Origin of the sequence: Parabacteroides provencensis, assembly GCF_900232875.1 — a bacterium.
Classification (GTDB): domain Bacteria; phylum Bacteroidota; class Bacteroidia; order Bacteroidales; family Tannerellaceae; genus Parabacteroides; species Parabacteroides chinchillae.
Map to the genome: position 1 here is coordinate 276,491 of NZ_LT960492.1, position 26,111 is coordinate 302,601.

Here is a 26,111-nt window from a genome sequence, read left to right on the forward strand (position 1 = left end):
ATTAGCATTTCTTATAATTCAAAAAATATTATTTAGCAGTTATAATCTTGACAAATACATAGAAAGCCATACATTTGCAATGTGGTTTTTTCATAATAGTATTAGATTTAAGGTTAACAAAGTTGGTTAGGGCTTGTCGGGAGACAAGCTTTAATTGTTTTATAGAGATTCAGATTTACCACTCATTACATCATCTTTCTCGCAAATTAGTTTGTCTTTAAATGTAACAGTTCCCTGGCATTAGCCATTGATGCCTCGGTCAAAGAAGCACCGCTCAGCATACGAGCCACTTCTAGTATGCGTTCTTCGTTAGTAAGCTGCTTAATACGGGTTATTGTTCTATCGGAAGTATCTTCTTTATATACAAAGTAATGCTCTTTGCCTTTTGCTGCGATCTGAGGTAAATGGGTTATGGCAAATACTTGCATTTTCGTTCCCAAGTCTTGCATAATATCTCCCATCTTATCGGCAATATCACCAGACACTCCTGTATCTACTTCGTCAAAAATAATGGTAGGCAAAGCTGTAAAACCGGCAATCATGGCCTTTAAGCATAACATCAAACGGGAAATCTCGCCACCAGATGCAGTTTGAGCTACAGGCTGCAAATCTCCACTCTTATTTGCTGAAAACATAAACCGGATATCATCCATTCCATCATTATCCGGCTCCTCCTTTGCCATCACATCAACACGAAAACGCGTATTTGGCATCCCCAACGGTATAATCATATCAACCAATTGGCCAGCCATACCTTTTGCTGCAATTTTTCTTTGATTACTAAGTACTGAGGCCTGTTGAAGTAATTCCTTATACGAAACCTCCGATTGTTTACTTAATGATTCTATTTGTTCTTCAAAGGAGTCTATTTCTTTTAATTGGGCTTCATATTTCGATTGAATATCCAATAGTTCTTCCACGGTGGAAACGTGGTGTTTCTGTTGCAGAGAATAAATTGTATTTAAACGCTCATTCACCCATTCCAAACGTTCGGGGTTAAATTCAACATCTTCTCTCATCGTATCAGTTTCAGATGCTAAATCATTCAAATCAATATATGCAGAACGCAAACGTTCGGATATATCTTTAGCTTTCGAAAAATACTGTTCTAAAGAATCCGCAGTTGAAAGAGCTTCTTTTATATATTGAAGTCCTCCCATTTCATCACCATTTAATAGTTCTGAAATCTTATAAAGAGAGCTTTTTATTTCCTCAGCATGTGAAAGTGTTTCTTGTTCTTGTTCCAAATCTTCCTGTTCGCCGACAATCAAACGGGCTTCGGATAATTGCTCCAACTGAAAACGAATATAATCTTCTTCCTGTTTTGTTTGAGCAGCTTTATCTTTCAATTCTTTTAATTCTTTTTTCAAGGATTGAAAACGATTATATTCTTTCCGGTAAAGAATCAAAAGAATCTCATTTTCAGCCATTACATCGACAACTTTTAATTGAAAGCGATTATCACCCAATAACAGATTCTGGTGTTGCGAATGTATGTCGATTAAACGGCCTCCCAATTCTTTCATTACAGGTAAAGCCACAGGAGAATCATTTATAAATGCTCGGGATTTGCCTGAGGCAAAAAGTTCCCGACGCAAAATACAACTTTCATGATCATATTCAAGATCATTTTCCTGAAAAAAAGATTCCAGCTGATATTTCGAAATATCGAATACAGCCTCAATTATGCACTTATCGGCACCATTTTTTATACTTTTCCCATCCGCACGTTGCCCTAACACCAATGATAAGGCTCCCAGAATAATTGATTTTCCGGCACCCGTTTCACCCGTAATTACTGAAAAACCTCCGTCAAACTGAATATCAAGACTATCTATTAAAACAAAATTCTGGATAAATAACGATTTCAACATAGTTTTTTATTTTTTGAGAGGTTCCAAACGTGTTGTCTCGGTAGGATAAATATTGGAAAGGATTTTCAATCCTTCTTGCTTTTCCTGTGTGGTAGCCTTTGAATAAATACTTACGACTTCATCGAGCTTTGCATCGGAAAAGATTTGCAATAAAACAGAAGTAGGGCGTGCGCTCCGAACTTGCTCCAATGCTGGTAAAGCAGAAATTATTGTGGTACGTCCGCGATCCGGATTTGCAGCCATTTCATCAAGGCCTTTTCTATGATATGTATACCACATATCCCGGAATATACCAGAAGTATTATCTGTTAATGCAGTAGAAATAGCATGTCTGTTCTGATTGCTGTCAAATGCTTTCCAGCCTGTCCATGTACCTTGCGCCTGAGCCAAAGTTACAATTTGCTGTGCCTGCTGATAAAAAACAGTTCCTCCCTGTGGAGAAAAACTGTCAAAGTCCAGTCCTAAAATCGTATAAATATAAAATACGATAGTTGCAATCAAATTACTGTTTACAACATTCTCCGTATATTCCAACGGTTCAAACTGAGTATACTCAAAATCGAGCTGTTTATCACGGAAATTAAGCAACGTAGTCGTATATGTCGAGTTATATACAGGACGACGTGCCTGAACTTGAATTTCACCTTTAAAACTGTTATCGGAAGCCTCCGACATCACAATGGTAAAACTACAATCAATCCGTTCATTTACGGCAAACGTAGCATCTGTCCATTTCTTATTATTAATAAATTCGGTCAGTGCTTTTTGTAAAGTAGTAAACACATCTTTATTAGATCCCTGAATTTTATCGCTATTGATAGTTACACGGGCATTCAGTTCCTGTGCCTGCATTGCCCAAGAAAACATCGATAAAAAGAAGAAAAATAACAGTTTCTTAATCATTTTCATTTTAATAATGTTGCCAGCTTGTTTATGATATCGGCTGCCACCTCCTGTTTGCTTTTTAAAGGATACTCAATCTTCTCTCCCTGCCTATCTATAATGGCAATTTTATTTGTATCGCAACGGAAGCCGGCACCTTGATCTCTGAGCGAATTCAGAACGATAAAATCAAAGTTTTTACGCTGCAATTTACTTTCTGCATGAAAAATTTCATCCTTCGTTTCCAGAGCAAACCCAACTAATATCTGATTCCCTTTTTTTATAGCACCCAAAGAAGCTGCAATATCTTTATTAGGCACTAAATGAAGCATCATATCTCCTTTTGTTTCACGCTTTATTTTCTCCGGTTCTTGATTCTCCGGACGATAGTCGGCCACTGCAGCACACAAAACAGCTGCATCAGATGTAGGAAATTCGGACATAGCCGCCTGATACATTTCTCCGGCAGATTCCACATCAATCCGTTTTATATTAGGATGATTAACCTTTAAAGAGACCGGACCCGCAATCAAAACAACTTCCGCTCCTTTCCGGGCACATGCCTCCGCTAAGGCAAATCCCATTTTACCGGAAGAATAGTTACCTATAAAACGTACAGGATCTATCTTTTCATATGTCGGTCCTGCCGTTATTAATATCTTTTTTTTTTCTAATTCGTTTTTTGAGGCAAAAAAGCTTTCCAAAACCTCTATTATTCGGTCAGGTTCTTCCATACGTCCTTTTCCCACCAAATGACTAGCCAACTCACCTTCGGCCGGCTCTATAATATAATTACCAAAAGAACGTAACCTATCCAGGTTTTGTTGTGTTGTAGGGTGAGCAAACATATCCAAGTCCATTGCCGGGGCAACAAATACAGGGGCTTTACAGGAAAGGTAAGTAGTAATTAACATATTATCGGCAATGCCATTTGCCATTTTGCCAATTGTAGAAGCCGTTGCCGGAGCCACCAACATGACATCGGCCCACAAGCCCAAATCCACATGGCTATGCCACGAACCACCCCGATTGAAAAAGAAATCACAAATCACAGGTTTCCTGCTTAAAGCAGACAAGGTGATTGGCGTTATAAATTCTTTCCCCGCCGGTGTAATGACTACCTGCACCTCTGCCCCTTTTTTCACTAATCCTCTAATAATGCAGGCAGCTTTATAGGCAGCTATGCTTCCGGTTATTCCCAGTATAATATGTTTACCTTTCAGTATATTTTCCATATAACCTTTTTTAGTTCCATTCGGAAGAAAAAGTAATTCCATCCGAGAGAAATTCAAATTTCTTCCGAATGGAATTATTTTTATTACAAACGCATCATGAGAATTTCACGGGCAACTTTATAGTCTATATTACCATGTTCGCCCAATTTCCAGCCTCTTTGTTTCATAGGTTCAACCAATGCGTCCAAATCAAATTCTTTAATACCATATTCACTCAAACGAGTTTTCAATCCCATATACCGGAAAAAGTCTTCGGTAGCTTGAATCGACTTTTGTACCAATTCATCGGTAGTCTCTCCCGTAATACCAAACACGACTTCACCCATGCGAATAATTTTTGCCTGTTTCTCCTTGTGCATATAAGCCATCACTCCCGGAAGGATAACAGCCAATGTCTGCGCATGATCCAGCCCAAACTGAGCAGTCAACGCATATCCCATACGGTGAGAAGACCAATCCTGAGGAACACCTTGCCCGATCCAGCAGTTCAGAGCATTCGTTGCCGCCCACATCAGATTGGCGCGTATATCATAATCATGAGGGTTCTGTAAAACTTTACGGCCTTCTTCAACGATTGTTTTCATCAAACCTTCGGCAAAATAATCTTGTACTTTCGCATTTACCGGATAAGTCAGATATTGTTCTATCACATGGATAAAAGAGTCGACAACCCCATTTGCAACCTGACGTTCCGGCAACGAATAAGTAACCTCCGGATCTAATATTGCAAATTTAGGGAATACGGCAGGGCTGGCAAAATTCAGTTTTTCATGTGTGGAAACACGTGAAATAACAGCTCTTTCATTCATTTCCGATCCTGTAGCAGACAAGGTAAGCACCACCCCCAACGGTAAGGCCTGCTTAATAAATCCGCCTTTTGACAATATATCCCACGGCTCTCCTTCATAGCAGGTAGCCGCTGCAATAAATTTAGTGGCATCAATAACAGAACCACCGCCAACAGCCAGGAGATAGGTTATCTGTTCCTTCCGTACCAGTTCAACGGCTTTCATACAAGTTTCATAATGAGGATTAGCCTCAACACCTGAAAACTCGATTACATTGAAGCTTTTCAATGCCTCAACAACCTGATTGTAAATACCATTTTTCTTAATACTTCCTCCGCCATATATCATCAACACCTTACTACCTACTGGTACTAAAGTAGATAAACGTGAAATCGAACCTTTACCAAATACGACTTTCACCGGATTACAAAACTCAAAATTATTCATTTTCTATTTTGAATTAAAGCCTCTCAACTTAATTTCTGTAAACATTTTCTTTGTGTTTAACGGAAAATCGCCATTCATGATCCAGGTATAATAACCGGGATCCGTCTTCAGAACATCTTCTACCAGACGGCCTTTATATTTACCGAAATTAATTATTTCTTCCCCCTTATCATTATAAATCATACGACCAGCAAAGTCTACATTATTATTGAAGGACGAAAATTCCGATAAAAAGTTAATATCATTTTTCAATTCGGAATATCTGTCCAACTGGGCTTTCAGCACTTCGTAAGTAGCTATAGTATCTGCTTCTGCCGTATGGGCATTCTCCAAATCTTTATTACAATAAAACTTATATGCAGCAGACAAAGTACGCTGTTCCATCTTATGGAAAATTGTCTGCACATCTATAAACTTACGCTTATTCAAATCAATATCAACTCCTGCACGCAAAAATTCTTCTGCCAGCAAAGGAATATCAAAACGATTAGAATTATATCCGGCTAAATCGCACCCCTCAATCTGTGCAGCCAGCGATTTGGCTATTTCTTTAAATGTAGGACAATCTTTTACATCCTCATCTGTAATTCCATGAATAGCGGTAGATTCGGCAGGTATCGGCATTCCCGGATTTACCCGGCGTGTTTTTGATTCCTCTTTCCCATTCGGAAAGACTTTTACAAAAGAAATTTCAACTATACGATCTTTTACTATATTTACACCCGTTGTCTCCAAATCAAAGAAGACTAACGGGTTTCTTAAATTTAATTGCATTCTATCTTTATTAATCATTCAACATCATTGGCATAAGCAACATCAGCAGGTCTTCATCTTCTTCATTTTCTGAAGGAACAATCAAGCCTGCACGTGAAGGATCAGCCAATTCCAATATGACTTCTGCCGAATTGATATTACTTAATATTTCTATCAAGTAGGTAGCTTTGAAACCGATGTTCAAGTCTGTCCCATCAAACTGGCAAGCAATCTTTTCCTCTGCAGAAGTCGAAAAATCAATATCTTGTGCAGATACAATCATTTCTCCTCCTTTTAATTGTAGCTTTACTAAACTACTTGCCGGATTTGAAAATACAGAAACACGTTTTAATGCATTCAGGAATGATACGCGGTCTATCGTAACTTTAAATGGATTTTCCTGCGGGATAACGCTGTTATAGTTTGGATAACGACCTTCTATCAAACGGCAAACCATTTCAAAATTAGAACAGTTCACATAAGCATTATTATCGTCAAACTTAATAGTCACAGCCTCCGTTTCCTTAGACAGCAAACCTTTCAATAAATTTGCAGGTTTTTTAGGCAATATAAAAGATGCCCTTTCCGGTGATTTCACCGACAAGTTACGAAGACGAACCAATTTATGACCGTCCGAAGCAACAAATGTCAAACCATCTGTATGGATATCGAAATAAACACCGTTCATCACCGGACGAAGTTCATCGTCTGCTGTTGCAAATAAAGAACGTCCAATACCATTCAAAAGCGTTTGAGCATCCATAGAAACAGAAATTGCATTTTCATTCAAAGGTTTCTGCAATGGATAAGTATCGCCTTTCTGACCAATAAAATTATACTTACCATTCTGGAAATGAATAAAAATTTCCAGGTTTTCATCATTTATATCAAATGTAAGCGGTTGCTCCGGCAGTTCTTTTAATGGATCTAGCAAAATCTTGGCAGATACGGCAAAAAGACCATTACCCTGTGCATTCATCACTTCAACAGAAGTTACCAGACGAGTCTCTGCATCAGAAGCCGTCATTGTAAGTTTACTCCCTTCCAAATTGAATAGAAAACTATCCAGGATAGGTAGAGAATTCTTAGATGCGATAACCTTACTTATAGACTGTAAACGGGATAATAGCGCAGTGCTGGATACATCAAATCTCATAGCTTTTAAATTTATCTGTTATTATTATTGTCTAAACAAAATATACAAATGATCACTATACAGAAAAATAACATCCATGTATAGCCGAACAAAATTAAAAAAATATTTCATTCATAGCTACTCTATACTTTTAAAAGTTTCGGTATAAAAAAAGAGCCTCTTCCCTTTAAACGGAGAAGAAGCTCTTTTCATCTGCTTTACGCCTATATTACTTAGCGAAATAATCTTTTACTGCTTCATTCGGAATCATTTCTTCCTGAAAAATGTAAGCACCTGTTTTTGGAGACTTAACCATTTTAATCACCTTTGAAAAGGTACGGCCGTCACCTTTTTTAAATGTTGCAACTGCTTTTTTTGCCATCGTTTAAAATCTCCTATTACTTAATTTCTTTGTGTAATGTCATTTTCTTCAGGATCGGGTTGTATTTCATCAATTCCAATCTCTGAGTTGTATTTTTTCTGTTCTTTGTGGTAATATATCTTGAAGTACCCGGCATACCACTTTCCTTATGTTCGGTACATTCCATAATAACTTGAACTCTGTTACCTTTTGCTTTCTTTGCCATTTTTCAACTCCTCCAAATTAAGCGTTTAAATAACCTTTTTCTGCCGCCATTTTAATTGCTGCATCCAAACCAACCTTGTTAATAGTACGCAAGCCTGCAGCTGAAATATTCAGGCTAACCCAACAATCTTGTTCTACCCAATAGAACTTCTTAGTAAACAGGTTCACATCAAATTTACGTTTCGTTCTTCTTTTAGAGTGTGAAACGTTGTTGCCAACCATTGCTTTCTTTCCGGTAATTTGACAAATTTTAGACATCTCTTTTTATATTACATGTAATGATTCAAAAATACTCCTTTCGCAATCAGGGCGCAAAGTAAAGCATAAATATCAATCTATGCAAATTTTCACTCCTTAAATGCACGACAAACCTCCATTTCCGAACTAGCATCACGAACAGACTGCGAGATTAATTATGTAACCGCTTATACGTTACGGGGTGCAAAGATATAAATTTATTCTATTTGCTAATAGAAAACAGCTAAAAAAACTAATATTTATTTTCGAAACAAATAAAGCAAGGTCTTTGTTTTTATTACAGATAACATAAAAACAACATAATACATATAACCATGGTACGAAATTTTAAAGAAGCAATTAAGAACCGTAGAAGCTACTACGGACTAAAAAACAGTTCCTCAATAACAGACGGTGAAATCAAAGAAATTATCGAATTTGTAGTTACTCATACACCATCTGCTTTCAATTCCCAATCTACAAGAACGGTACTCTTACTTGGTGAAAACCATAAAAAGCTATGGCAAATAACGAAAGATATTTTGAAAAAGCTATTACCCGAAGAAGCTTTTAAAGCAACAGAATCCAAAATTAACAATTCATTTGAATCAGGATACGGAACAATCTTGTTTTATGAAGATATGTCCGTAGTAGAGCATTTACAAAAATCATTTCCTACCTACAAGGATAATTTTCCTATCTGGTCTTATCAAACTTCAGGAATGCACCAATTTGCAATCTGGACTTTACTTGAAGACAATGGTTTAGGCGCATCTTTACAGCATTACAACCCGCTTATTGACGAGGCGGTAGCAAAAGAATGGAATATTAATCCCGATTGGAAACTGATGGCGGAAATGCCTTTCGGCATTCCGGCGGAAACTCCTGCGGAAAAACAATTCAGTCCTTTAGATAAAAGAGTTATAGTATACAAATAGTCTATATATAGTCGCTACTATGACTTTTCGAAATCATAACGATAATTTTCCAAAACCATAACTATGAATCAAAAAAATCATAGTTATGACTATATGTAATTTCGGTTGCCCTGGCAGACGATAAATAAATAAGAATAAATCATGGAATTTGATATAGCAATTATCGGAGGCGGACCGGCCGGCTATACAGCCGCGGAAAGAGCTTCCGAAAATGGATTAAAGACAATCCTTTTTGAAAAAAAAGAAGTAGGCGGTGTCTGTCTGAATGAAGGATGTATACCGACAAAAACATTACTCTATTCGGCTAAGCTTTTAGATCATATAAAAGGTTCGGCTAAATACGGAATCCTGGCAGACAACAATCCGGGTTTTGATTTAGGTAAAATCATCGGACGTAAAAACAAAACCGTAAAGAAACTGGTATTAGGTGTCAAATCACGACTTACCGGAAACGGAGTAACTATCGTGCAAGGAGAAGCTCATATTTCAGGAGAAGAATCAAACAATATCCTGATTCATTGCGGAGAAAACAATTACAAAGTAAAGAATCTATTGCTTTGTACAGGTTCGGAAACCGTTATCCCTCCGATCAAAGGTCTTTCGGATATTGATTACTGGACTTCCCGCGAAGCACTCGATATAAAAGAATTGCCCCAATCTCTTGCCATCATCGGTGGTGGAGTTATAGGCATGGAGTTTGCTTCGTTTTTTAATAGTATGGGAGTAAAAGTAAAAGTTATCGAAATGCTACCGGAAATTTTAGGTAATATGGATAAAGAAGCTTCCGCCATGCTCCGGTCCGAATATAATAAAAAGGGAATCGAATTCTTTCTAAACACAAAAGTAACAGAAGTATCTCCCGATAAAATAACAGTGGAAAAAGACGGGCAAATTTCGGATATTGATGCCGAAAAGATATTGGTAAGCGTCGGACGTAAAGCCGTTACGGACGGTTTAGGTTTAGAAACCCTGAATGTAGAACTTTACCCCAAAGGGGTCAAAGTAAACGAATACATGCAGACCTCCCATCCCAACGTATATGCATCAGGAGACATTACCGGATTTTCGATGCTGGCACATACAGCCTACAGGGAAGCGGAAGTAGCCATTCATCATATACTTGGTATCGAAGACCGGATGAGCTATAATGCTATTCCGGCTGTTGTTTATACCAATCCGGAAGTTGCCAGCGTAGGAAAAACTGAAGAAGAATTAATTGCTTCCGGGCAAAATTACCGGGTTCGCAAAATTCCAATGACCTATTCCGGACGGTATATGGCAGAAAATGAAGGAGGTGCGGGCTTATGCAAATTATTGACTGACGATATCGACCGGATTATAGGATGCCATCTGGTAGGAAATCCTGCATCCGAGATCATCGTAACTGCCGGTATTGCGGTCGAAAAAGGTTATACGACCGAAGAGTTTGAAAAAAGTATTTTTCCTCATCCAACCGTAGGAGAAGTCATTCACGAAAGTTTATATATATAATGTTGTGCATTTACAATACATCTACAGACCCTTATTTCAATCTGGCTGCAGAGGAATATCTTTTCTCTACGTCTGCTGATGATATCTTCATGCTTTGGCAGAACGAACCGTCAGTCATAATCGGAAAGCATCAGGATGTATGGTCGGAGATCAATATGGCTCTGGCAAATGAACAACGAATTAAAATAGCAAGACGGTTCTCCGGCGGAGGTGCAGTCTACCACGATCTGGGGAACCTGAATCTTACTTTCATTCAAAATAACACATGCCCTGATTTTACGGTTTTTACCGGTCAAATCATAGATTTTTTGTCTACATTCGGAATCAATGCAGTTCCGGATGTAAGACAAGGTTTAACTGTAAATAACCTGAAAATATCAGGTAGTGCACAATATATAAGAAAAGGACGGATTATACATCACGCAACTTTGCTCTTTTCATCCGACCTGGATGTATTGAACAAGATATTGGATGTTCCGGAAAAACAGATCAACACCGGTAAACAACACAAATATTCCGTTTCATCCGTAAAAAGCGAAGTCACTAACCTATCCACCCTCCTTCCTTCTTATTGGTCAATCAAAGAATTTAAACAAAAGGCAATTAACTATTTCGGTGGAAATAGTAAAACTGGCACTATCTATTCGTTTAATAAAAACGATCTGATAAATATTGAACGTTTAAGAGATGAAAAATATGCTAAAACAAGCTGGAATATAAACCCTTAAGCTATGTAAAACATAACATTCTGCCTCTTTCGTTTGTTTTAAAATACGGGAAGATGATTCAGGCAAAATATACGGAATCCTACCCAACAACTATATAAATCATGTAAACGTATGGCTCTATTTGAAATAAAAATGCCCAAACTGGGTGAAAGCATAACAGAAGGCACCATCATAGCTTGGTCTGTTAAAGTAGGCGACAATGTCCAGGAAGACGATGTCCTTTTTGAAGTAAGTACAGCAAAAGTAAGTGCTGAAATTCCTTCGCCTGTAGCAGGAAAAGTGGCTGAAATCCTTTTTAATGAGGGCGACACTGTTGCTGTAGGCATTGTTGTTGCTAAAATTCAACTGGAAGGTGAAGGAGAAGAAAGCAACTCGGGTTCTCCTATTCAGGAAAAAGAAGCTCCGAAAGCAAACAATACAGAAACTAACTCAACGGAATCCGGACAAAATAAACCGGCAACAGCAACAAACGTGACCATTTCATCAGGAAAAATAACGAACGAAGATGACCGTTGGTACTCTCCCGTTGTTCTGCAAATTGCAAAAGAAGCTCATCTGTCCAAAGAGGAACTCGACCAAGTTCCCGGTAGTGGATATTTGGGACGATTAAGCAAAAAAGATATCAAAGAGTATGTTGAACGGAAAAAGAACGGAAAAGAAAATGCACCGGCAAAATCGGTAGAACCGGTAACATCGAAAGCAACACCTGCTCCACAGAGTACTGCAACTGCCGCTCCTAGTCCTAATATACCTGTCTCTAGCGAAGATAAGGTAATAGAAATGAATCGGGTACGCCGTATCATAGCGGATCATATGGTTCTTTCCAAGAAAGTATCACCGCATGTTACAAGTGTTATCGAAGTAGATGTAACAAAGTTGGTAAAATGGCGTGATCGTACTAAAGATAATTTCTTCAAACGCGAAAATGTTAAGCTAACTTATATGCCGGCTATTACAGAAGCGACTGCTAAAGCATTAGCTGAATATCCATTACTAAATTCATCTGTAGATAGTTACAAAATCATATTAAAGAAACACATAAACATTGGAGTAGCTGTGTCTCTAAACGATGGCAACCTGATCGTTCCTGTCATACAGGATGCAGACAAGCTAAATTTAAACGGATTGGCCGTTAAAATAGACACTCTGGCCACTCAGGCAAGAGATAACAAATTATCTCCTGACAATATTCAAGGCGGAACATTCACTATTACAAATTTCGGTACGTTTAAAAGCTTATTCGGAACTCCGATTATCAACCAACCTCAGGTAGCAATCCTGGCAGTAGGATATATTGAGAAAAAGCCGGCAGTTGTCGAGACACCGGAAGGAGACACAATTGCGATCCGTCATAAGATGTACTTATCCCTTTCTTATGACCACCGTATCGTAGACGGCGCTTTAGCCGGTGCTTTCTTACGCTACATTGCCGATTATCTGGAAAACTGGAACAATTAATTATCCGTTAATGACATAAATATGAAAAAGTACGATATAAATAACACAGACAAAGAAACTTTAGGTAAATGGTATTACCTGATGACTCTTGGACGAGCCCTTGATGAAAAAGCTCCATCTTACCTCCTGCAATCACTTGGCTGGTCTTATCACGCTCCATATGCCGGGCATGATGGCATACAATTGGCAATGGGACAAATATTCCATAAAGGTGAAGATTTTTTCTTCCCTTATTACCGCGATATGCTGGCTGTTCTTTCAGCCGGAATGACGCCTGAAGAAATTATTCTGAATGGTATTTCAAAAGCAACAGATCTTACAAGCGGAGGCCGGCACATGTCAAACCATTTTAGTAAAATGGAATGGCATATCGAGAATGTTTCTTCCGCAACCGGCACACACGATCTGCATGCTGCTGGAGTTGCGCGTGCCATGGTTTATTACAATCATAAAGGAATAGCGATGACTTCACACGGTGAATCCGCTACTTCGGAAGGTTATGTATATGAAGCCATCAATGGTGCAAGTAATGAAAGACTACCGGTTATCTTCGTCATACAAGATAACGGATATGGTATTTCTGTTCCTAAAAAAGATCAAACAGCCAACCGGAAAGTGGCCGATAATTTCTCGGGGTTCAAAAACCTAAAAATCATTCATTGTAACGGAAAGGACGTTTTCGATTCTATGAATGCAATGACAGAAGCACGCGAATATGCAATAGAACACCGTACCCCGGTCATTGTCCAGGCAAACTGTGTCCGTATCGGTTCCCATTCCAACTCGGATAAACATACTTTATACCGCGATGAAAACGAACTGGCTTACGTAAAAGCCGCCGACCCGTTGTACAAATTCCGCCGGATGTTGCTGCGGTACAAACGTTTTACAGAAGATGAGTTAAAAGAGATCGAAGCTAAAGCTAAAAAAGACCTCAGTGCAGCCAACCGTAAAGCATTAGCTGCCCCTGACCCCGATCCTTCAACCGTATCGAAGTATGTTCTCCCCGATCCGTACCAACCTACAAAATATCCGGATGGAAACCCCAAGCAGGATGGAGAAAAAGAGACGATGGTTACGGCTTTAAATAAAACATTAAAAGCCGAATTCCGCCATAATCCCAACACATTCTTATGGGGACAAGACATCGCCAATAAAGAAAAAGGCGGTGTATTCAATATCAGTAAAGGTATGCAACAGGAATTCGGAGAAAAACGGGTTTTCAACGCTCCTATTGCCGAAGATTATATTGTAGGAACAGCCAACGGCATGTGTCGCTTCGATCCTAAAATACATGTAGTAATAGAAGGTGCTGAGTTTGCCGATTACTTCTGGCCTGCTGTCGAGCAATATGTAGAGTGCACACACGAATATTGGAGAAGTAACGGACAATTTACACCCAATATCACTTTGCGGCTGGCATCCGGAGGTTACATTGGGGGCGGATTATATCATTCCCAGACCATAGAAGGAGCATTAGCTTCTTTACCCGGTGCAAGAATCGTCTACCCATCGTTTGCCGATGACGCTGCAGGTCTGTTGCGAACAAGTATCCGATCTAAAGGGTTTACTCTGTTTCTGGAACCAAAAGCCCAGTATAATTCAATAGAAGCAGCTTCTTTTGTGCCCGACGACTACGAAGTCGCGTTCGGTAAAGCCAAAATACGCAGACCGGGAGATGATCTCAGTATCATTACTTACGGAAATACAACTCATCTTTGTCTGAATGTTGCCGAACAACTGTCAAAAGAACATGGGTGGAATGCCGAAGTAATAGACCTGCGTTCATTAATACCATTGGATAAAGAGACAATCTTTGCCTCTGTCAAGAAAACAAGCAAAGTTTTGATTGTACACGAAGATAAAGTATTTGGCGGTTTCGGTGCCGAGGTTGCCAGTATCTTAGGAACAGAAATGTTCCGGTACCTGGATGCTCCTATCCGGCGCGTAGGTGCATTATTCACTCCGGTAGGTTTTCATCCCGTACTGGAAAAGGCAATCCTCCCGGGTGAAGAACAAATATACAAAGCAGCAAAAGATTTGCTTGAATACTAGAATATCAACTTGTAAATCAGAAATAAAATGAATAAAATAGGATTATTCTATGCTACCGGGACCCATAAAACGGCATCCGTTGCCCGGAAAATACAACAGGAATTCGGAGAAAACATAGTAGATATCATACCCATCGAAAATGCTTCCCAAAAAGACTTCGAAGCTTATAGCCATATCATAGCCGGCTCTTCTACCTGGTTTGATGGCGAGTTGCCTTCTTATTGGGATGAGATATTGCCTGAATTATCTACTTTGGATTTAAGCAAGAAGAAAGTGGCAATTTTCGGATTAGGAGATCAGAAAGGTTACCCCGACAATTTTGCCGATGGAATCGGAATATTAGCAAACGAATTTCTATCCAGAGGTGCAATATTAGCAGGTGAGACTTCTCCCGAAGGCTATACATTCAATCAATCCCAAGCACTAAGAAACGGTAAATTCCTTGGTTTGGTACTCGACATTGAAAATCAACCCAAACAGACCGACGAACGTATAAAGGGATGGGTAAAACAATTAAAAGAAGAATTCAAAGAGAATAAAACAGGACCCGAGGATAGCTTTATTTGCTAATTCATAAAAACAAAAAATCCATATAATTAATTCAGAATCAAAACTTCCGAATTAGTTATATGGATTATCATTTTGTATTCCCCTACGAAACAACAATTTATATAACCATTATCAAGTTCAACTATTTTTGTAACTTTGCACTATATATTAAGCAATTACATAAATGGATAGAATCATAAAATCAATAAATAGAATATTTAGAATCAACGATGTTGCTCTCGAAAAACTAACCTCTTGTTTGCGGCCTATCGAAATACCTAAAAAGACAATACTGATAGAGCCTAACCGGAAAAATGACAATCTTTATTTTATAGAAAAAGGCATTGCACGTTCTTATAACCTTATTAATGGAAAAGAAATTACCTCATGGTTTAGCAAGGAAGGAGAACTAACATATTCCACCAACAGTTTTTATGGCAAGACCGAAGGATACGAGAACGAGATGATACAGATTCTTGAAGATTCACTTTTGTATTACATTCCTATCGTTGAACTTGAAAAATTGTGTATGGAGTACGCTGATATTGCAAACTGGTTACGCATACTGCACCAAAATGCATTTGTTGAAATGGAACGGCGACTTATATATCGATTATATATGTCGGCAGAAGAGCGTTACAAAGATTTCTCAGAAAAGAATCCCGACTTGTTTCAGCGTGTTAATTTGGGCTATATTGCGTCATACCTCGGAATGTCCCACGTAACATTATGCGCATTAAGGAAATAAAGACCATTTCTTTAAGTAGTCAAAAAAGCCCTCGTAGAATATTACGTACTTTTGCAGATAAATATCTAAAAGTTACATATATGCTACAAAATCCACTATCCAACCAATCAAACAGAATCGTATGGGTTGACGTGCTTCGATTTATCGCCATTTTTATGGTGATTTGTATTCACTGCTCCGACCCGTTTAATGTTTCACCCGAAGCCCGCTCGAATCCTGAATTTAACTTTTGGGGTTCTGTCTATGGCTCATTTCTCCGCCCTTGCGTACCATTATTTGTAATGATTACAGGATTACTCTTGCTCCCTGTGAATATGCCAATCGGGAGTTTCTACAAAAAACGACTTCTTCGGATTGCAGTCCCATTTCTTGTATGGTCTGTTTTGTATAATCTTTTTCCATGGGTAACAGGCGTTTTAGGATTATCGCCAACTATAATCCCGGATGTATTTGCATATGCATCACCCGATGCTTCTCAATCATTTGACGATGCACTGAAAAACATAGCATTAATACCGTTTCAGTTTAACACCTATACGGTGCCGATGTGGTATCTGTATATGCTCATCGGATTATATTTGTATATGCCATTCTTTTCGGCTTGGGTTGAAAAAGCAACCATTTCTCAGAAGAAAATATTTCTCGGCATTTGGTCTCTGACACTATTTTTGCCTTATGCTTATACATTCTTCTCCAACGAACTTTTTGGACTTTGTACGTGGAATACATTTGGAACATTCTATTACTTTGCAGGATTCAATGGTTATCTGCTACTGGGTCACTATTTGGCAAAGGACGTAAAAGAGTGGAGCTGGAACAAAACACTTACGATAAGTTTGCCTCTGTTCATTATCGGATATATAGCAACCTATATCGGATTTAAAGCTATGACCGCCAATCCAAGTTGCACGGAGCAAGAAATGGAGTTGTTCTTTTTATACTGCTCTCCTAATGTCGTATTGATGACCATTGCGGTATTCTTGATAATTCGTCAAGTGAAATTCAGCTCCCCACGGTTGGTTGCCATATTCTCGAATATCACAAAATGTGGACTTGGAATCTATTTGATTCACTATTTTGTAGTAGGTCTGGGTTACTGGATAGCAGATGTATTGTCCATTCCGATATCACTAAAAATTCCTGTAACGGCAATTATTGTCTTTGCGATTTGTTGGGCATTCGTTGCACTGAGTTATAAGTTATCACCCAAGGGTTCAAAATGGATATTCGGATAGCCAAGCTTATCATTTTACTATCTATAATTTTAAAATAATTTGACTTTATTTGGTGGTTACCAATATGAATATTACTTTTACATTAAACGGTACATAAATATGTACACAAATAAATAGTATTATGCAAGATATGGTAAATGGGCGCTGCGGTTGGTGTGGAACCGACGATCTATATGTGAAATACCACGACGAAGAATGGGGAATATTGGTAACCGACGACAAAACTCTGTTTGAGTTTCTTGTACTGGAAAGTGCTCAAGCCGGATTGAGTTGGATAACCATCCTTAGAAAGCGGGAAGGTTATCGCAAAGCCTTTTACGATTTCGATGCCGAACGTGTAGCACAAATGACCGATGAAGATGTTGAGCGCTTGATGCAGTTTGACGGTATTGTGAGAAACCGCTTGAAAATTAAATCAACCATCACCAATGCAAGACTATTTCTTGCTTTGCAAAAGGAGTTCGGTAGTTTTTACAACTACACACTCTCATTCTTTCCCGACAGAAAACCGATTATCAACGCCGCTCAATCATTGAGCGAGATTCCGGTATCGTCTCCCGAATCCGATGCAATGAGTAAGGATATGAAAAAGCGTGGATTCAAATTCTTCGGAACAACAATTTGCTACGCCCACTTACAGGCTTCTGGATTTATCAACGACCACCTGACGGGTTGTATTTGCCGGAAAAACAAATAGCAATCTAGTTTTCAAAGAATAAGCCTAAGGCAAACAAGGACGAAATCAAACAACAAATTCTAATAAATATACTATTATGGAAGATAATGATAAAAGAAACAAAAGACTAATATTCGCTGTCTATACAATTTTAGTACTTATAGCTATTGGAACAGGTTATTTGGCTTATGAGAAAAAAATCCCTGATTTTACTTCATTTTTTTGGGGAATATCATCTAGCTTCACTGCTACAGTATTTCTCTATACAATCCTAAAGTTTTTTCTTGTTAATTCTGATGATGTTGTAATTAAAAGAATTGATGACATTCAAAAAGAAAAACTGATATCGGATAAAAAGCTTATTCATAGAATAGATGAAATGATGTCATCAAAGATTATGCCTTTGAGCTATACTATTAATGAAGCAGAATCGTTATCGAAATTCTTCAAATTCGTTAATTTAGAAAAAACCGATTCCATCTATTTAACAGGTTACAGTATGGCCCATGTATTCCAACAACACAGAAATGATTTTATCGAAATACTCAATAGGAAAATAGAAGTTAAAGTTCTGTTGATAGATCCTGATAGCACCGCAGGGCAACTAATGAAAGAGCGGGTAGGTCCTACTCATATTGTAGGCGGACCACATAGGCGAACATTGAGATATATTGATGAAATTAACGATTCAGTTTCCAACAACTCAAAAATAATAGTCAGTAAGATGTCTTGGATTCCTAGCTGTTCGCTAATATTAACCAAAAATTCCAGGGAAGACTACTTTACATTAATGATCGGAGTCAATGGTTTTAATCTGAACAATGCGAATAAACAAGCTCCCCGTCGATTGTATTCTGTGATCAATTCAACATTTAAAGATGAAAAAATAGCTTTTTATCAATCTAATTTCGAATACTTATGGGAAGAAAATTCAGGGAATATATATCAGGACATAAAACAATATATAAAACAATACTCAAATATATATGAATAAGTTTGCTTTTGTATTAGTTGGAGGAATTTGCAGTGGAAAAAGTACTTTTGCCGACAAACTAGAAAAAACAGGAGACTTCTTCATTGTTTCAAAGGATAAGTGCATCTATGAAAGTGATATGTTATGCCGCGAACATATTTTCAAATCATGGGAAGAGGTACGAGAAGAACATATCAATAATCTAAATGGCAAAAATGTTATACTTGATGAAACACTGAGAATAGGCAAACTTGATAAAATTAAAGAAAAAGGATATACAATCATTGCCGTCTTATTGGAAAAAGACAGAACTATTCGTGAAAAGAGGTTGTTGCAGCGGAATGCATTAAACAAACAATATCTTTTGGAATTATCAAGAATTGCAAATATCGATTTTCATTTATGTAGCCAGGAAGTTCGCAGGAGCTATTGGCGTGATAAGCATTTCCGTGATTCGATTCCCCCAAAAGAACAAACTCAATTTGATGAAATATTAAAGAAACTATATTTACTCGGCTCTACTTTTATTAAAGACGAGGAACCTAATCCGGTATGTTATAATCAGATTGATTACATTATAAATGCAGAAGATATAGACGTTGATAATGGAGTTGAGATTTCAGATATCATAAAAAAGTGTACATCATATCATGAATATAAGAAGCAATGGGCAAAAAAAATCAAATTCTGTATTTGGGATGTTGGTGGAGTCTTCTATCATTATTCACTTGAAAAGCTAAGTCAATGGTGTTCTCAAAAAACTATTGACTACCCAAAGTGGGAAAGTCTTAAAGGAACATTCAGTTTCAATGATTATATGTTAGGCATTATTACCTTTGATGAGTTATGTGTAAACATTTGTCAATACTATAGTATTCCATATTTGCCAGAATATAATTCACAGATCAAACAATGCCTGGAAATGGGCGTTGGCGAAGTATACTCTGAAACAGAGGAAGCTATTAAGTATTTAAAGAAAAAAGGAATAGTTAATTGTGTACTTTCTAATGCTTTACCTATTTTAGCAGACGATGGCAATTACCCTGAACTAATTGATTCAGAACATAGATTTTATTCATTTATTTTTCAGAGACTAAAACCGGACAATGATATTTACAAAATGATGCAAAATAAACTCAATACACCATTCGAAAATATGATTTTTATAGATGATAAAAAACGTAATATAGATGCAGCTATCGAGCTCGGAATTTATTCTATTCTTTATCAGCAGGAAAATATTAAAGATGCTATAAAGAAAATATTCGAATAACTAGTGCGCAGGATGAGACTCGAACTCACACGCCGGAACCGGCACTACCCCCTCAAAGTAGCGTGTCTACCAATTTCACCACCTGCGCATCAATTAAATGCGGTGCCCAGAACAGGACTCGAACCTGCACGATCGCAAAACCACTCGCACCTGAAACGAGCGCGTCTACCAATTCCGCCACCTGGGCATTCATTACAATTGAAAGGATGATCTCATTCACTCCTGCTATCCTGGGAGCGGAAGACGGGACTCGAACCCGCGACCCTAACCTTGGCAAGGTTATGCTCTACCAACTGAGCTACTTCCGCGATAACGGGTGCAAAGATAGGGGTAATTTTCAATTATCCAAAAGAACAATACAATTTTTTCATACCTTTTATCCCATCCATACCCGTTGAAATGACTATATTCTAGCAACCAATTCTTTAAATAAAACAGTCATTACAGAAGCTGCTCTATCTGCTGCCTTAATAACATCGGCGCCATCATTCACGAAGTCATCGGCAAAATGATAGCCTTCGTTTGTGATAACAGACATACCGAATACACGTATGCCTGCGTGACGAGCAACTATTACTTCGGGAACCGTACTCATACCGATAGCGTCACCTCCCACTTTACCATAACAAGCGTATTCCGAGGGAGTTTCATACGAAGGACCTGTCAGGCCTACATAAACGCCTTTCTTCAACGGAATGTTATGCAATGTGGCAATCTCCTCCATATAACCGATAAATTCGCGGTCATATGCACGGGTCATATCAGGGAAGCGCGTGCCGAACTGTTCATTATTAGGTCCTATCAGCGGATTCGGCATCATATTAATATGATCCCGGATAATCATCAGATCGCCCACTTTAAATGTATTATTGATACCTCCGGCTGCATTTGACACTAACAGGTTCTCTATCCCCAACAGTTTCATTACGCGGACAGGAAAGGTTACCTGCTGCATTGTGTAACCTTCATAATAATGAAAACGTCCCTGCATGGCCAACATCAGCTTTCCACCCAGTTTTCCACATATAAGATTTCCTTTATGTCCGGTAGCCGTAGAGCTCATAAAGTTAGGAATCTCCTTATAAGGAATAACCGTAGCCTCCTCTATCTGATCAGCTAGCGAACCTAACCCACTGCCTAAAATAATAGCTGTTTTCGGATTCCCTACGATGCGGGATGCCAGATAAGCTGCCGTTTCATCGTATAAATCATTCATTTTATCCATAGTTGCCTCCTATCATATATCTATTTTATTTTCAATGCTTTTCATCGTGACATCAAGTTATAAGCAATCCGCGCCGTCTGTTCCATTATCTCGTCCTCACCCGGAACTTTTTTATTTTCCATCAAAACTTTACCATTACAAATAACCGTATCTACGCAACTGCCATTAGCTGCATAAACCAGATTAGACACAAAGTTAAAGTTCGGCGTAAATGCAGGAATACGCAGGTCTATCAGATTCAAATCTGCCCAATACCCCTCTTTCACACGTCCGGCTTTTATACCTAATATAGAAGCTCCCTGTTCGGTTGCAGCATCCAGCATCTCCGCCGCAGTAAGAGCCTCCGGGTCTTTTCGCCAGGCTTTTCCAAGCAATGAAGCTAATTTCATAGCTTCTATCATATCCAGATTATTGGAAGATGAACAACCGTCGGTGCCCAAACCAACTGCAATGCCTGCTTCTTTCATCTCCTTAAACTGGAAATGAATACCGGAAGCCAGTTTCATATTCGATGCCGGGTTGTGAACCACCTTTACCCCATGATCTGCCAGCATCCTGATTTCATCTTTATCCACATATATGCCGTGAGCAATCACCAAGCGGGGAGAAAGTATTCCCAATTTATATAAATAACGTACAGGCGTGAGACCGAATTGTTTGACCGAATTGGTCACCTCCTCTTCTGTTTCTGCCAGATGCAAATGGATCAGCACATTTCGTTCGGCCGAAAATTGATCTATCCACCGCAGAAGTTCGCCCGAAACAGTATAAATAGCGTGTGGCCCGATTGCATATTTGATTCGATCGCCATATACATCCATATCCGAATACAGCTTTAGATTATGCGCCTTGCATTTCTCTGCCTGTTCCGGCTCGAAATGATCGAAGCAAACACCCGAAACAACGGCCCGTATTCCCATCTCTTCAACAGCATCAGCCGTTGCACGAAACTTATGATACATATCAAAGAAGCTGGTTGTGCCACTCTTTATCATCTCCAGGCAAGCCAGTTTAGCTCCCCAGTAAACGTCCTCGCGGTTCATCTTTGCTTCATTCGGCCAAATCTTCTGTTCAAGCCAAGGCATCAGTGGCATATCATCGCCATACCCCCGGAAAAGAGTCATCGCCGCATGTGTATGTGCATTCACAAAACCGGGCACTACAGCCTTCTTCGTACCATCTATCACCCTATCGGCCGTAACAACCAAGTCTTTTCCAATCTGCTTTATATATTTGCCCTCAACATAAATATCCGTTTCAACGCCATCCAGGTAAACGTTCTTAATCAACAAATTCATAGGTCATCAATTAAATTTAGCTTTCATATTTTTAATCTTTTCATCGCGGATTCGCGCTAACAAAGCCGATAGCTTGTCTCGCCTTACCGCAGCAAAGGCACAACTCTCCTTCACCTCTACCACGCCCAGATCGTCTTTCTCCAATCCGCCTTTCTGAAACAGGAAACCAACCACATCCTTTTTGCTCAGTTTATCACGCTTGCCGCGATTGATCGTAAGTGTTACCCATTCGGGACGCACCGGTTTCTTTGTTCTCTCAGGAAGGAAGAATTCGTCCGGTTCACGCACGATGTATTCGGGTACAGACTCTATTTCATTCAGTATGATGAAAGCATTCCCTTCCGCATTCATTCGGGCCGTACGTCCGTTTCTATGAATATAAGCCTCCTCATTCACCGGCAAGTGATAATGGATCACATGCTTTACTTCCGGAATATCCAAACCTCTGGCAGCCAGATCGGTCGAGACAAACACAGTAGCGCTTCCATTGCGGAAGTGCGAGAGTGCTCTCTCCCGCTCGGGTTGCTCCATTCCACCGTGAAAATAATCATTCTCCACTCCCATCTCCGTCAGGTAATTGCTTACGCGCTCCACCGCTTCACGAAGGTTGCAGAATACCAATGCAGATTCGCCATTCAGCTCGCCCAGTAATTTATACAACGTTTCCAGTTTATCTTTTACAGGCGACTTCACTATCCGGACGGTAAGACCTTTGACCTGCTTCTCTTCCGTAAGAAAAGATAAACGAACCGGAGCCGTTATTCCAGTAAACGACGGAATTTCCACCGAAGCCGTAGCAGATGTCAATACTCGTCTCCGTACACCAGACAGATGCGCCAATATTTCCTTCATCTCCGAAAGGAATCCCAATTCCAACGATTTATCGAACTCATCCAGAATAAGCGTTCTCACCGTATCTAAATCAATATTTCCACGCTCAATATGATCGAGAATGCGTCCCGGCGTACCAATAAGAACCGTAGGCGGATGTTCCAGGCTTTTCTTTTCCGTCCTCAACGGATGTCCACCGTAACAACAGTTTACCTTATAACCCGAACCCATCGAGCGAAATACCGTCTCTATCTGCAAAGCCAATTCACGTGACGGGACAATGATTAATGCTTGTATTTTCTTTTCTTCGTCTGTCAGTGTAGTAAGCAATGGCAGTAAGAATGCCAACGTCTTACCCGACCCTGTGGGACTGAGCAAAACCATATCTTTACTTGTACCTGCATCCAATACAGCCTGCTGCATCTCATTCAATGCCTCAATGCCGGTATTCGTCAGCGCACGTACGACTCTTTCATCTTTCTTTATTTCCATATATTACTTCAGATATTGTTCTACCCGTTTATAAAAATCGGCTATATGAACGCCGTCCACAAAATTGTGGTTTACATACAAGGCAATCGGAATTACCAGATTGCCTCCTCTCACAACAGCTTTTCCAACATTCAGCAACGGATAATTGTTGCCAAACTTATGATGTTGTGTATGCGTCATAGACGTAAAGTATAGATCCGGCGTTGCACTTACCAGGATAACATTATACCGGTCATCCTCTGATGCCCCGTTTTCAGCAGCATACTGATCACCGTCTTCCGGAATATTCCGAATGATAGAGGAAGCTTCGGCATGAAACGCTTCAAAGTCTTCTATCCAGGGAATGCGGACTGTAAAGAACTTTCCGTTGTCATTCATTTTGATCGGTGCTAGCGCATCTACTTTATCATAAAATAAAACCTGCTCCCGGTCGTCAAACCGGAACCTTAACTCCTTTATCTCGTTTACCGCACGAAGTATAGCATACAGGTAATGCAAAAAGAAAGACCGGCCGTTTGCCTTTGCTCTTTCTTTTGCCATTTCACACTCTACCTCGGAAGTCACGGAGATGCAAGGATTGATAAAATCCCGGAAGAATTGGTAATTATCCCTCCTTTCCCAGGTTTCAATATCGATAATCTGCTTCATTAATTGAATACTTATTTGAACTCCTTATAAAACCAGGCTACAGCTTCTATACCTTTATAGAATATATCCAACCGGCAACTTTCATTTGGTGAATGGATAGCGTTTTGCTCCAAACCGAATCCCATCAAAACAGTCTTTATACCCAATATTTGTTCAAAAGTAGATATAATAGGTATGCTTCCTCCCCGGCGAACGGCCAGCGGTTTCATGCCGAAAGCAATGCCTACGGCCTTTTCGGCTGCCTGGTAAGCAGGCATATCAATCGGGCAGACATAGCCTTGTCCGCCGTGGCTTGGCGTAACTTTAACCGTCACATAATCCGGAGCTACACGAGCCATATATTCTTCAAACATCCGCGAAATCTTCCCATGATCCTGATGCGGAACCAGGCGGCAGGAAACCTTGGCAAATGCTTTTGATGGCAAAACCGTCTTGCTACCCTCACCTGTATAACCACCCCAGATACCGCAAATATCGAAAGACGGACGGCAACTGTTACGCTCAAGCGTAGAATATCCCTTTTCACCGGACAAAGCCTTCACGCCGATAGCTTCCATATATTTCTTTTCGTCAAAAGGAATCCGGGCAATCATTTCGCGCTCTGCCACAGAAACTTCTTCTACATCGTCATAAAAGCCGGGGATAGTTATACGTCCGTCTGCATCCGTAATATCAGCCATCAGCTTACACAACACATTTATCGGATTGGCTACCGCACCTCCGAAATGCCCCGAATGCAAATCTCGGTTTGGCCCCGTTACCTCCACTTCCCAATAGGCCAGGCCACGCAAACCGGTCGTCAGCGAAGGTGTTTCGGCACTTATCATGCTTGTATCGGACACCAGTATCACATCCGCCTTCAACAAACCCTTGTTCTTTCGGCAGAAAGATTCCAAACTGGGCGAACCTATTTCTTCTTCCCCTTCAAAGATGAACTTTACGTTGCAATGCAGAAGATCATTTTTCAAAGCTGTTTCAAAGCCTTTCACCTGGATCATTCCCTGCCCTTTATCATCGTCCACACCACGGGCCCAGATACGGCCGTCGCGTAATTCGGGTTCAAAAGGGTTGCTTTTCCACAATTCCAATGGCTCGGTAGGCATTACGTCATAATGGCCATATACCAAAACAGTTTTAGCTTCCGGTGAAATCATCTTTTCGCCATAAACCACTGGATTGCCGTCTGTTGGCATCACAACCGCCTTATCTGCACCCGAAGCCAGCAGGAGTTCTGTCCATCTTTGTGCACAGGCTTGCATATCCGGTTTATTTTCATGTTTTGCACTGATCGACGGAATACGTATCAACGAGAACAATTCATCCAGAAAACGGTCTTTATTAGACTCAATATAAGTTTTAACCGACATAGTATTTTACTTTTAGTTTTTTGTCAAAGATAGCTCCTTTGCGCCTATTCTGCAACAGGCATTCTTTAAAATATAATATGGGGGGCAATACTATTAGTATAAATAGCAATAGCAGACAGTAATCAAGTAATAACGGTAAAAATCAATTAATTAACATCCGTAAAAGAAGATAGACAGGCATAACGACAA

25 protein-coding genes and 3 tRNA genes are annotated in these 26,111 nt (G+C 39.5%); 11 read left to right on the top strand and 17 right to left on the bottom strand.

Going from position 1 to position 26,111, the window contains the following annotated elements; genetic code table 11:
• Positions 1 to 206 precede the first annotated feature (206 nt).
• The 9 genes from recN to rpmB all read right to left on the bottom strand — a co-directional run bounded on the left by recN (position 207) and on the right by rpmB (position 7,958).
• The gene (gene recN, locus CTY47_RS15935; RefSeq protein WP_099465769.1) at positions 207 to 1,874 is read right to left on the bottom strand and encodes a DNA repair protein RecN; all 1,668 of its coding nucleotides are present in this window, start codon (positions 1,872 to 1,874) and stop codon (positions 207 to 209) included.
• A 6-nt stretch (positions 1,875 to 1,880) separates the two neighbouring features.
• Positions 1,881 to 2,783 carry a type IX secretion system protein PorD gene (gene porD, locus CTY47_RS15940; RefSeq protein ID WP_099465770.1) on the bottom strand — a complete coding sequence of 301 codons (903 nt, stop codon included), beginning with the start codon at positions 2,781 to 2,783 and terminating at the stop codon, positions 1,881 to 1,883.
• A complete protein-coding gene (gene coaBC / locus CTY47_RS15945; protein WP_099465801.1) occupies positions 2,780 to 3,991 on the bottom strand; it encodes a bifunctional phosphopantothenoylcysteine decarboxylase/phosphopantothenate--cysteine ligase CoaBC in 1,212 nt (403 codons plus the stop codon). The genes porD and coaBC overlap by 4 nt, the downstream gene beginning before the upstream one ends.
• An 83-nt stretch (positions 3,992 to 4,074) precedes the next feature.
• Positions 4,075 to 5,226, bottom strand: a complete 1,152-nt coding sequence (locus tag CTY47_RS15950; protein WP_099465771.1) for an iron-containing alcohol dehydrogenase — start codon at positions 5,224 to 5,226, stop codon at positions 4,075 to 4,077.
• A gap of 3 nt (positions 5,227 to 5,229) precedes the next feature.
• Entirely contained in the window at positions 5,230 to 6,000 is a 771-nt protein-coding gene (locus CTY47_RS15955; protein ID WP_099465802.1) for a 3'-5' exonuclease, read from the bottom strand.
• Positions 6,001 to 6,010: 10 nt separating this feature from the next.
• Complete coding sequence (gene dnaN, locus CTY47_RS15960) at positions 6,011 to 7,135, bottom strand: DNA polymerase III subunit beta (protein ID WP_099465772.1); 1,125 nt, start codon at positions 7,133 to 7,135, stop codon at positions 6,011 to 6,013.
• Between the two features lie 208 nt (positions 7,136 to 7,343).
• A complete protein-coding gene (locus CTY47_RS15965) occupies positions 7,344 to 7,496 on the bottom strand; it encodes a DUF4295 domain-containing protein (protein WP_099465773.1) in 153 nt (50 codons plus the stop codon).
• A 16-nt stretch (positions 7,497 to 7,512) separates the two neighbouring features.
• Complete coding sequence (rpmG, locus tag CTY47_RS15970; RefSeq protein WP_007657199.1) at positions 7,513 to 7,701, bottom strand: 50S ribosomal protein L33; 189 nt, start codon at positions 7,699 to 7,701, stop codon at positions 7,513 to 7,515.
• A gap of 17 nt (positions 7,702 to 7,718) precedes the next feature.
• A complete protein-coding gene (gene rpmB / locus CTY47_RS15975) occupies positions 7,719 to 7,958 on the bottom strand; it encodes a 50S ribosomal protein L28 (RefSeq protein WP_099465774.1) in 240 nt (79 codons plus the stop codon).
• Between the two features lie 314 nt (positions 7,959 to 8,272).
• Here rpmB and CTY47_RS15980 point away from each other — a divergent pair, with 314 nt between their 5' ends.
• From CTY47_RS15980 to CTY47_RS16030, 11 genes are all read left to right on the top strand, one after another.
• Positions 8,273 to 8,875, top strand: coding sequence for a nitroreductase family protein (locus CTY47_RS15980; RefSeq protein WP_099465775.1), 603 nt, complete (start codon positions 8,273 to 8,275; stop codon positions 8,873 to 8,875).
• 141 nt (positions 8,876 to 9,016) lie between these two features.
• Positions 9,017 to 10,366 carry a dihydrolipoyl dehydrogenase gene (gene lpdA / locus CTY47_RS15985; RefSeq protein ID WP_099465776.1) on the top strand — a complete coding sequence of 450 codons (1,350 nt, stop codon included), beginning with the start codon at positions 9,017 to 9,019 and terminating at the stop codon, positions 10,364 to 10,366.
• Complete coding sequence (locus tag CTY47_RS15990; protein ID WP_099465777.1) at positions 10,366 to 11,094, top strand: lipoate--protein ligase family protein; 729 nt, start codon at positions 10,366 to 10,368, stop codon at positions 11,092 to 11,094. The genes lpdA and CTY47_RS15990 overlap by 1 nt, the downstream gene beginning before the upstream one ends.
• Positions 11,095 to 11,205: 111 nt before the next feature.
• Complete coding sequence (locus CTY47_RS15995; protein ID WP_099465778.1) at positions 11,206 to 12,552, top strand: dihydrolipoamide acetyltransferase family protein; 1,347 nt, start codon at positions 11,206 to 11,208, stop codon at positions 12,550 to 12,552.
• A gap of 21 nt (positions 12,553 to 12,573) precedes the next feature.
• The gene (locus CTY47_RS16000; protein WP_099465779.1) at positions 12,574 to 14,607 is read left to right on the top strand and encodes an alpha-ketoacid dehydrogenase subunit alpha/beta; all 2,034 of its coding nucleotides are present in this window, start codon (positions 12,574 to 12,576) and stop codon (positions 14,605 to 14,607) included.
• Positions 14,608 to 14,634: 27 nt separating this feature from the next.
• Positions 14,635 to 15,177 (top strand): flavodoxin, encoded by a 543-nt coding sequence (locus tag CTY47_RS16005; protein WP_099465780.1) that lies wholly within the window; start codon positions 14,635 to 14,637, stop codon positions 15,175 to 15,177.
• 163 nt (positions 15,178 to 15,340) lie between these two features.
• The gene (locus tag CTY47_RS16010; protein WP_099465781.1) at positions 15,341 to 15,904 is read left to right on the top strand and encodes a Crp/Fnr family transcriptional regulator; all 564 of its coding nucleotides are present in this window, start codon (positions 15,341 to 15,343) and stop codon (positions 15,902 to 15,904) included.
• A gap of 80 nt (positions 15,905 to 15,984) precedes the next feature.
• Positions 15,985 to 17,139: an acyltransferase gene (locus tag CTY47_RS16015; RefSeq protein WP_099465803.1), complete on the top strand. Its 1,155-nt coding sequence runs from the start codon at positions 15,985 to 15,987 to the stop codon at positions 17,137 to 17,139.
• Positions 17,140 to 17,260: 121 nt separating this feature from the next.
• Positions 17,261 to 17,836 carry a DNA-3-methyladenine glycosylase I gene (locus tag CTY47_RS16020; protein WP_099465782.1) on the top strand — a complete coding sequence of 192 codons (576 nt, stop codon included), beginning with the start codon at positions 17,261 to 17,263 and terminating at the stop codon, positions 17,834 to 17,836.
• A 76-nt stretch (positions 17,837 to 17,912) separates the two neighbouring features.
• Positions 17,913 to 18,809, top strand: a complete 897-nt coding sequence (locus CTY47_RS16025; RefSeq protein WP_099465783.1) for a hypothetical protein — start codon at positions 17,913 to 17,915, stop codon at positions 18,807 to 18,809.
• Entirely contained in the window at positions 18,802 to 20,061 is a 1,260-nt protein-coding gene (locus CTY47_RS16030; RefSeq protein WP_099465784.1) for an HAD-IA family hydrolase, read from the top strand. Before CTY47_RS16025 ends, CTY47_RS16030 begins: the two co-directional genes overlap by 8 nt.
• A gap of 4 nt (positions 20,062 to 20,065) precedes the next feature.
• Here CTY47_RS16030 and CTY47_RS16035 read toward each other — a convergent pair.
• The 8 genes from CTY47_RS16035 to CTY47_RS16070 form a co-directional block, all read right to left on the bottom strand.
• A tRNA-Leu gene (locus CTY47_RS16035) sits at positions 20,066 to 20,149 on the bottom strand.
• Between the two features lie 15 nt (positions 20,150 to 20,164).
• Positions 20,165 to 20,248: transfer RNA gene (locus CTY47_RS16040), tRNA-Leu, on the bottom strand.
• Between the two features lie 48 nt (positions 20,249 to 20,296).
• Positions 20,297 to 20,369 (bottom strand) — tRNA-Gly (locus CTY47_RS16045).
• A 95-nt stretch (positions 20,370 to 20,464) separates the two neighbouring features.
• Positions 20,465 to 21,286 carry a purine nucleoside phosphorylase I, inosine and guanosine-specific gene (locus CTY47_RS16050; protein ID WP_099465785.1) on the bottom strand — a complete coding sequence of 274 codons (822 nt, stop codon included), beginning with the start codon at positions 21,284 to 21,286 and terminating at the stop codon, positions 20,465 to 20,467.
• 41 nt (positions 21,287 to 21,327) lie between these two features.
• Positions 21,328 to 22,584 (bottom strand): amidohydrolase, encoded by a 1,257-nt coding sequence (locus tag CTY47_RS16055; RefSeq protein WP_099465786.1) that lies wholly within the window; start codon positions 22,582 to 22,584, stop codon positions 21,328 to 21,330.
• A 6-nt stretch (positions 22,585 to 22,590) separates the two neighbouring features.
• Positions 22,591 to 23,907: a DEAD/DEAH box helicase gene (locus tag CTY47_RS16060; protein ID WP_199163444.1), complete on the bottom strand. Its 1,317-nt coding sequence runs from the start codon at positions 23,905 to 23,907 to the stop codon at positions 22,591 to 22,593.
• A gap of 3 nt (positions 23,908 to 23,910) precedes the next feature.
• Positions 23,911 to 24,555, bottom strand: a complete 645-nt coding sequence (locus CTY47_RS16065; protein WP_099465787.1) for a chloramphenicol acetyltransferase — start codon at positions 24,553 to 24,555, stop codon at positions 23,911 to 23,913.
• Positions 24,556 to 24,566: 11 nt separating this feature from the next.
• Complete coding sequence (locus tag CTY47_RS16070) at positions 24,567 to 25,922, bottom strand: dipeptidase (protein ID WP_099465788.1); 1,356 nt, start codon at positions 25,920 to 25,922, stop codon at positions 24,567 to 24,569.
• Positions 25,923 to 26,111 lie beyond the last annotated feature (189 nt).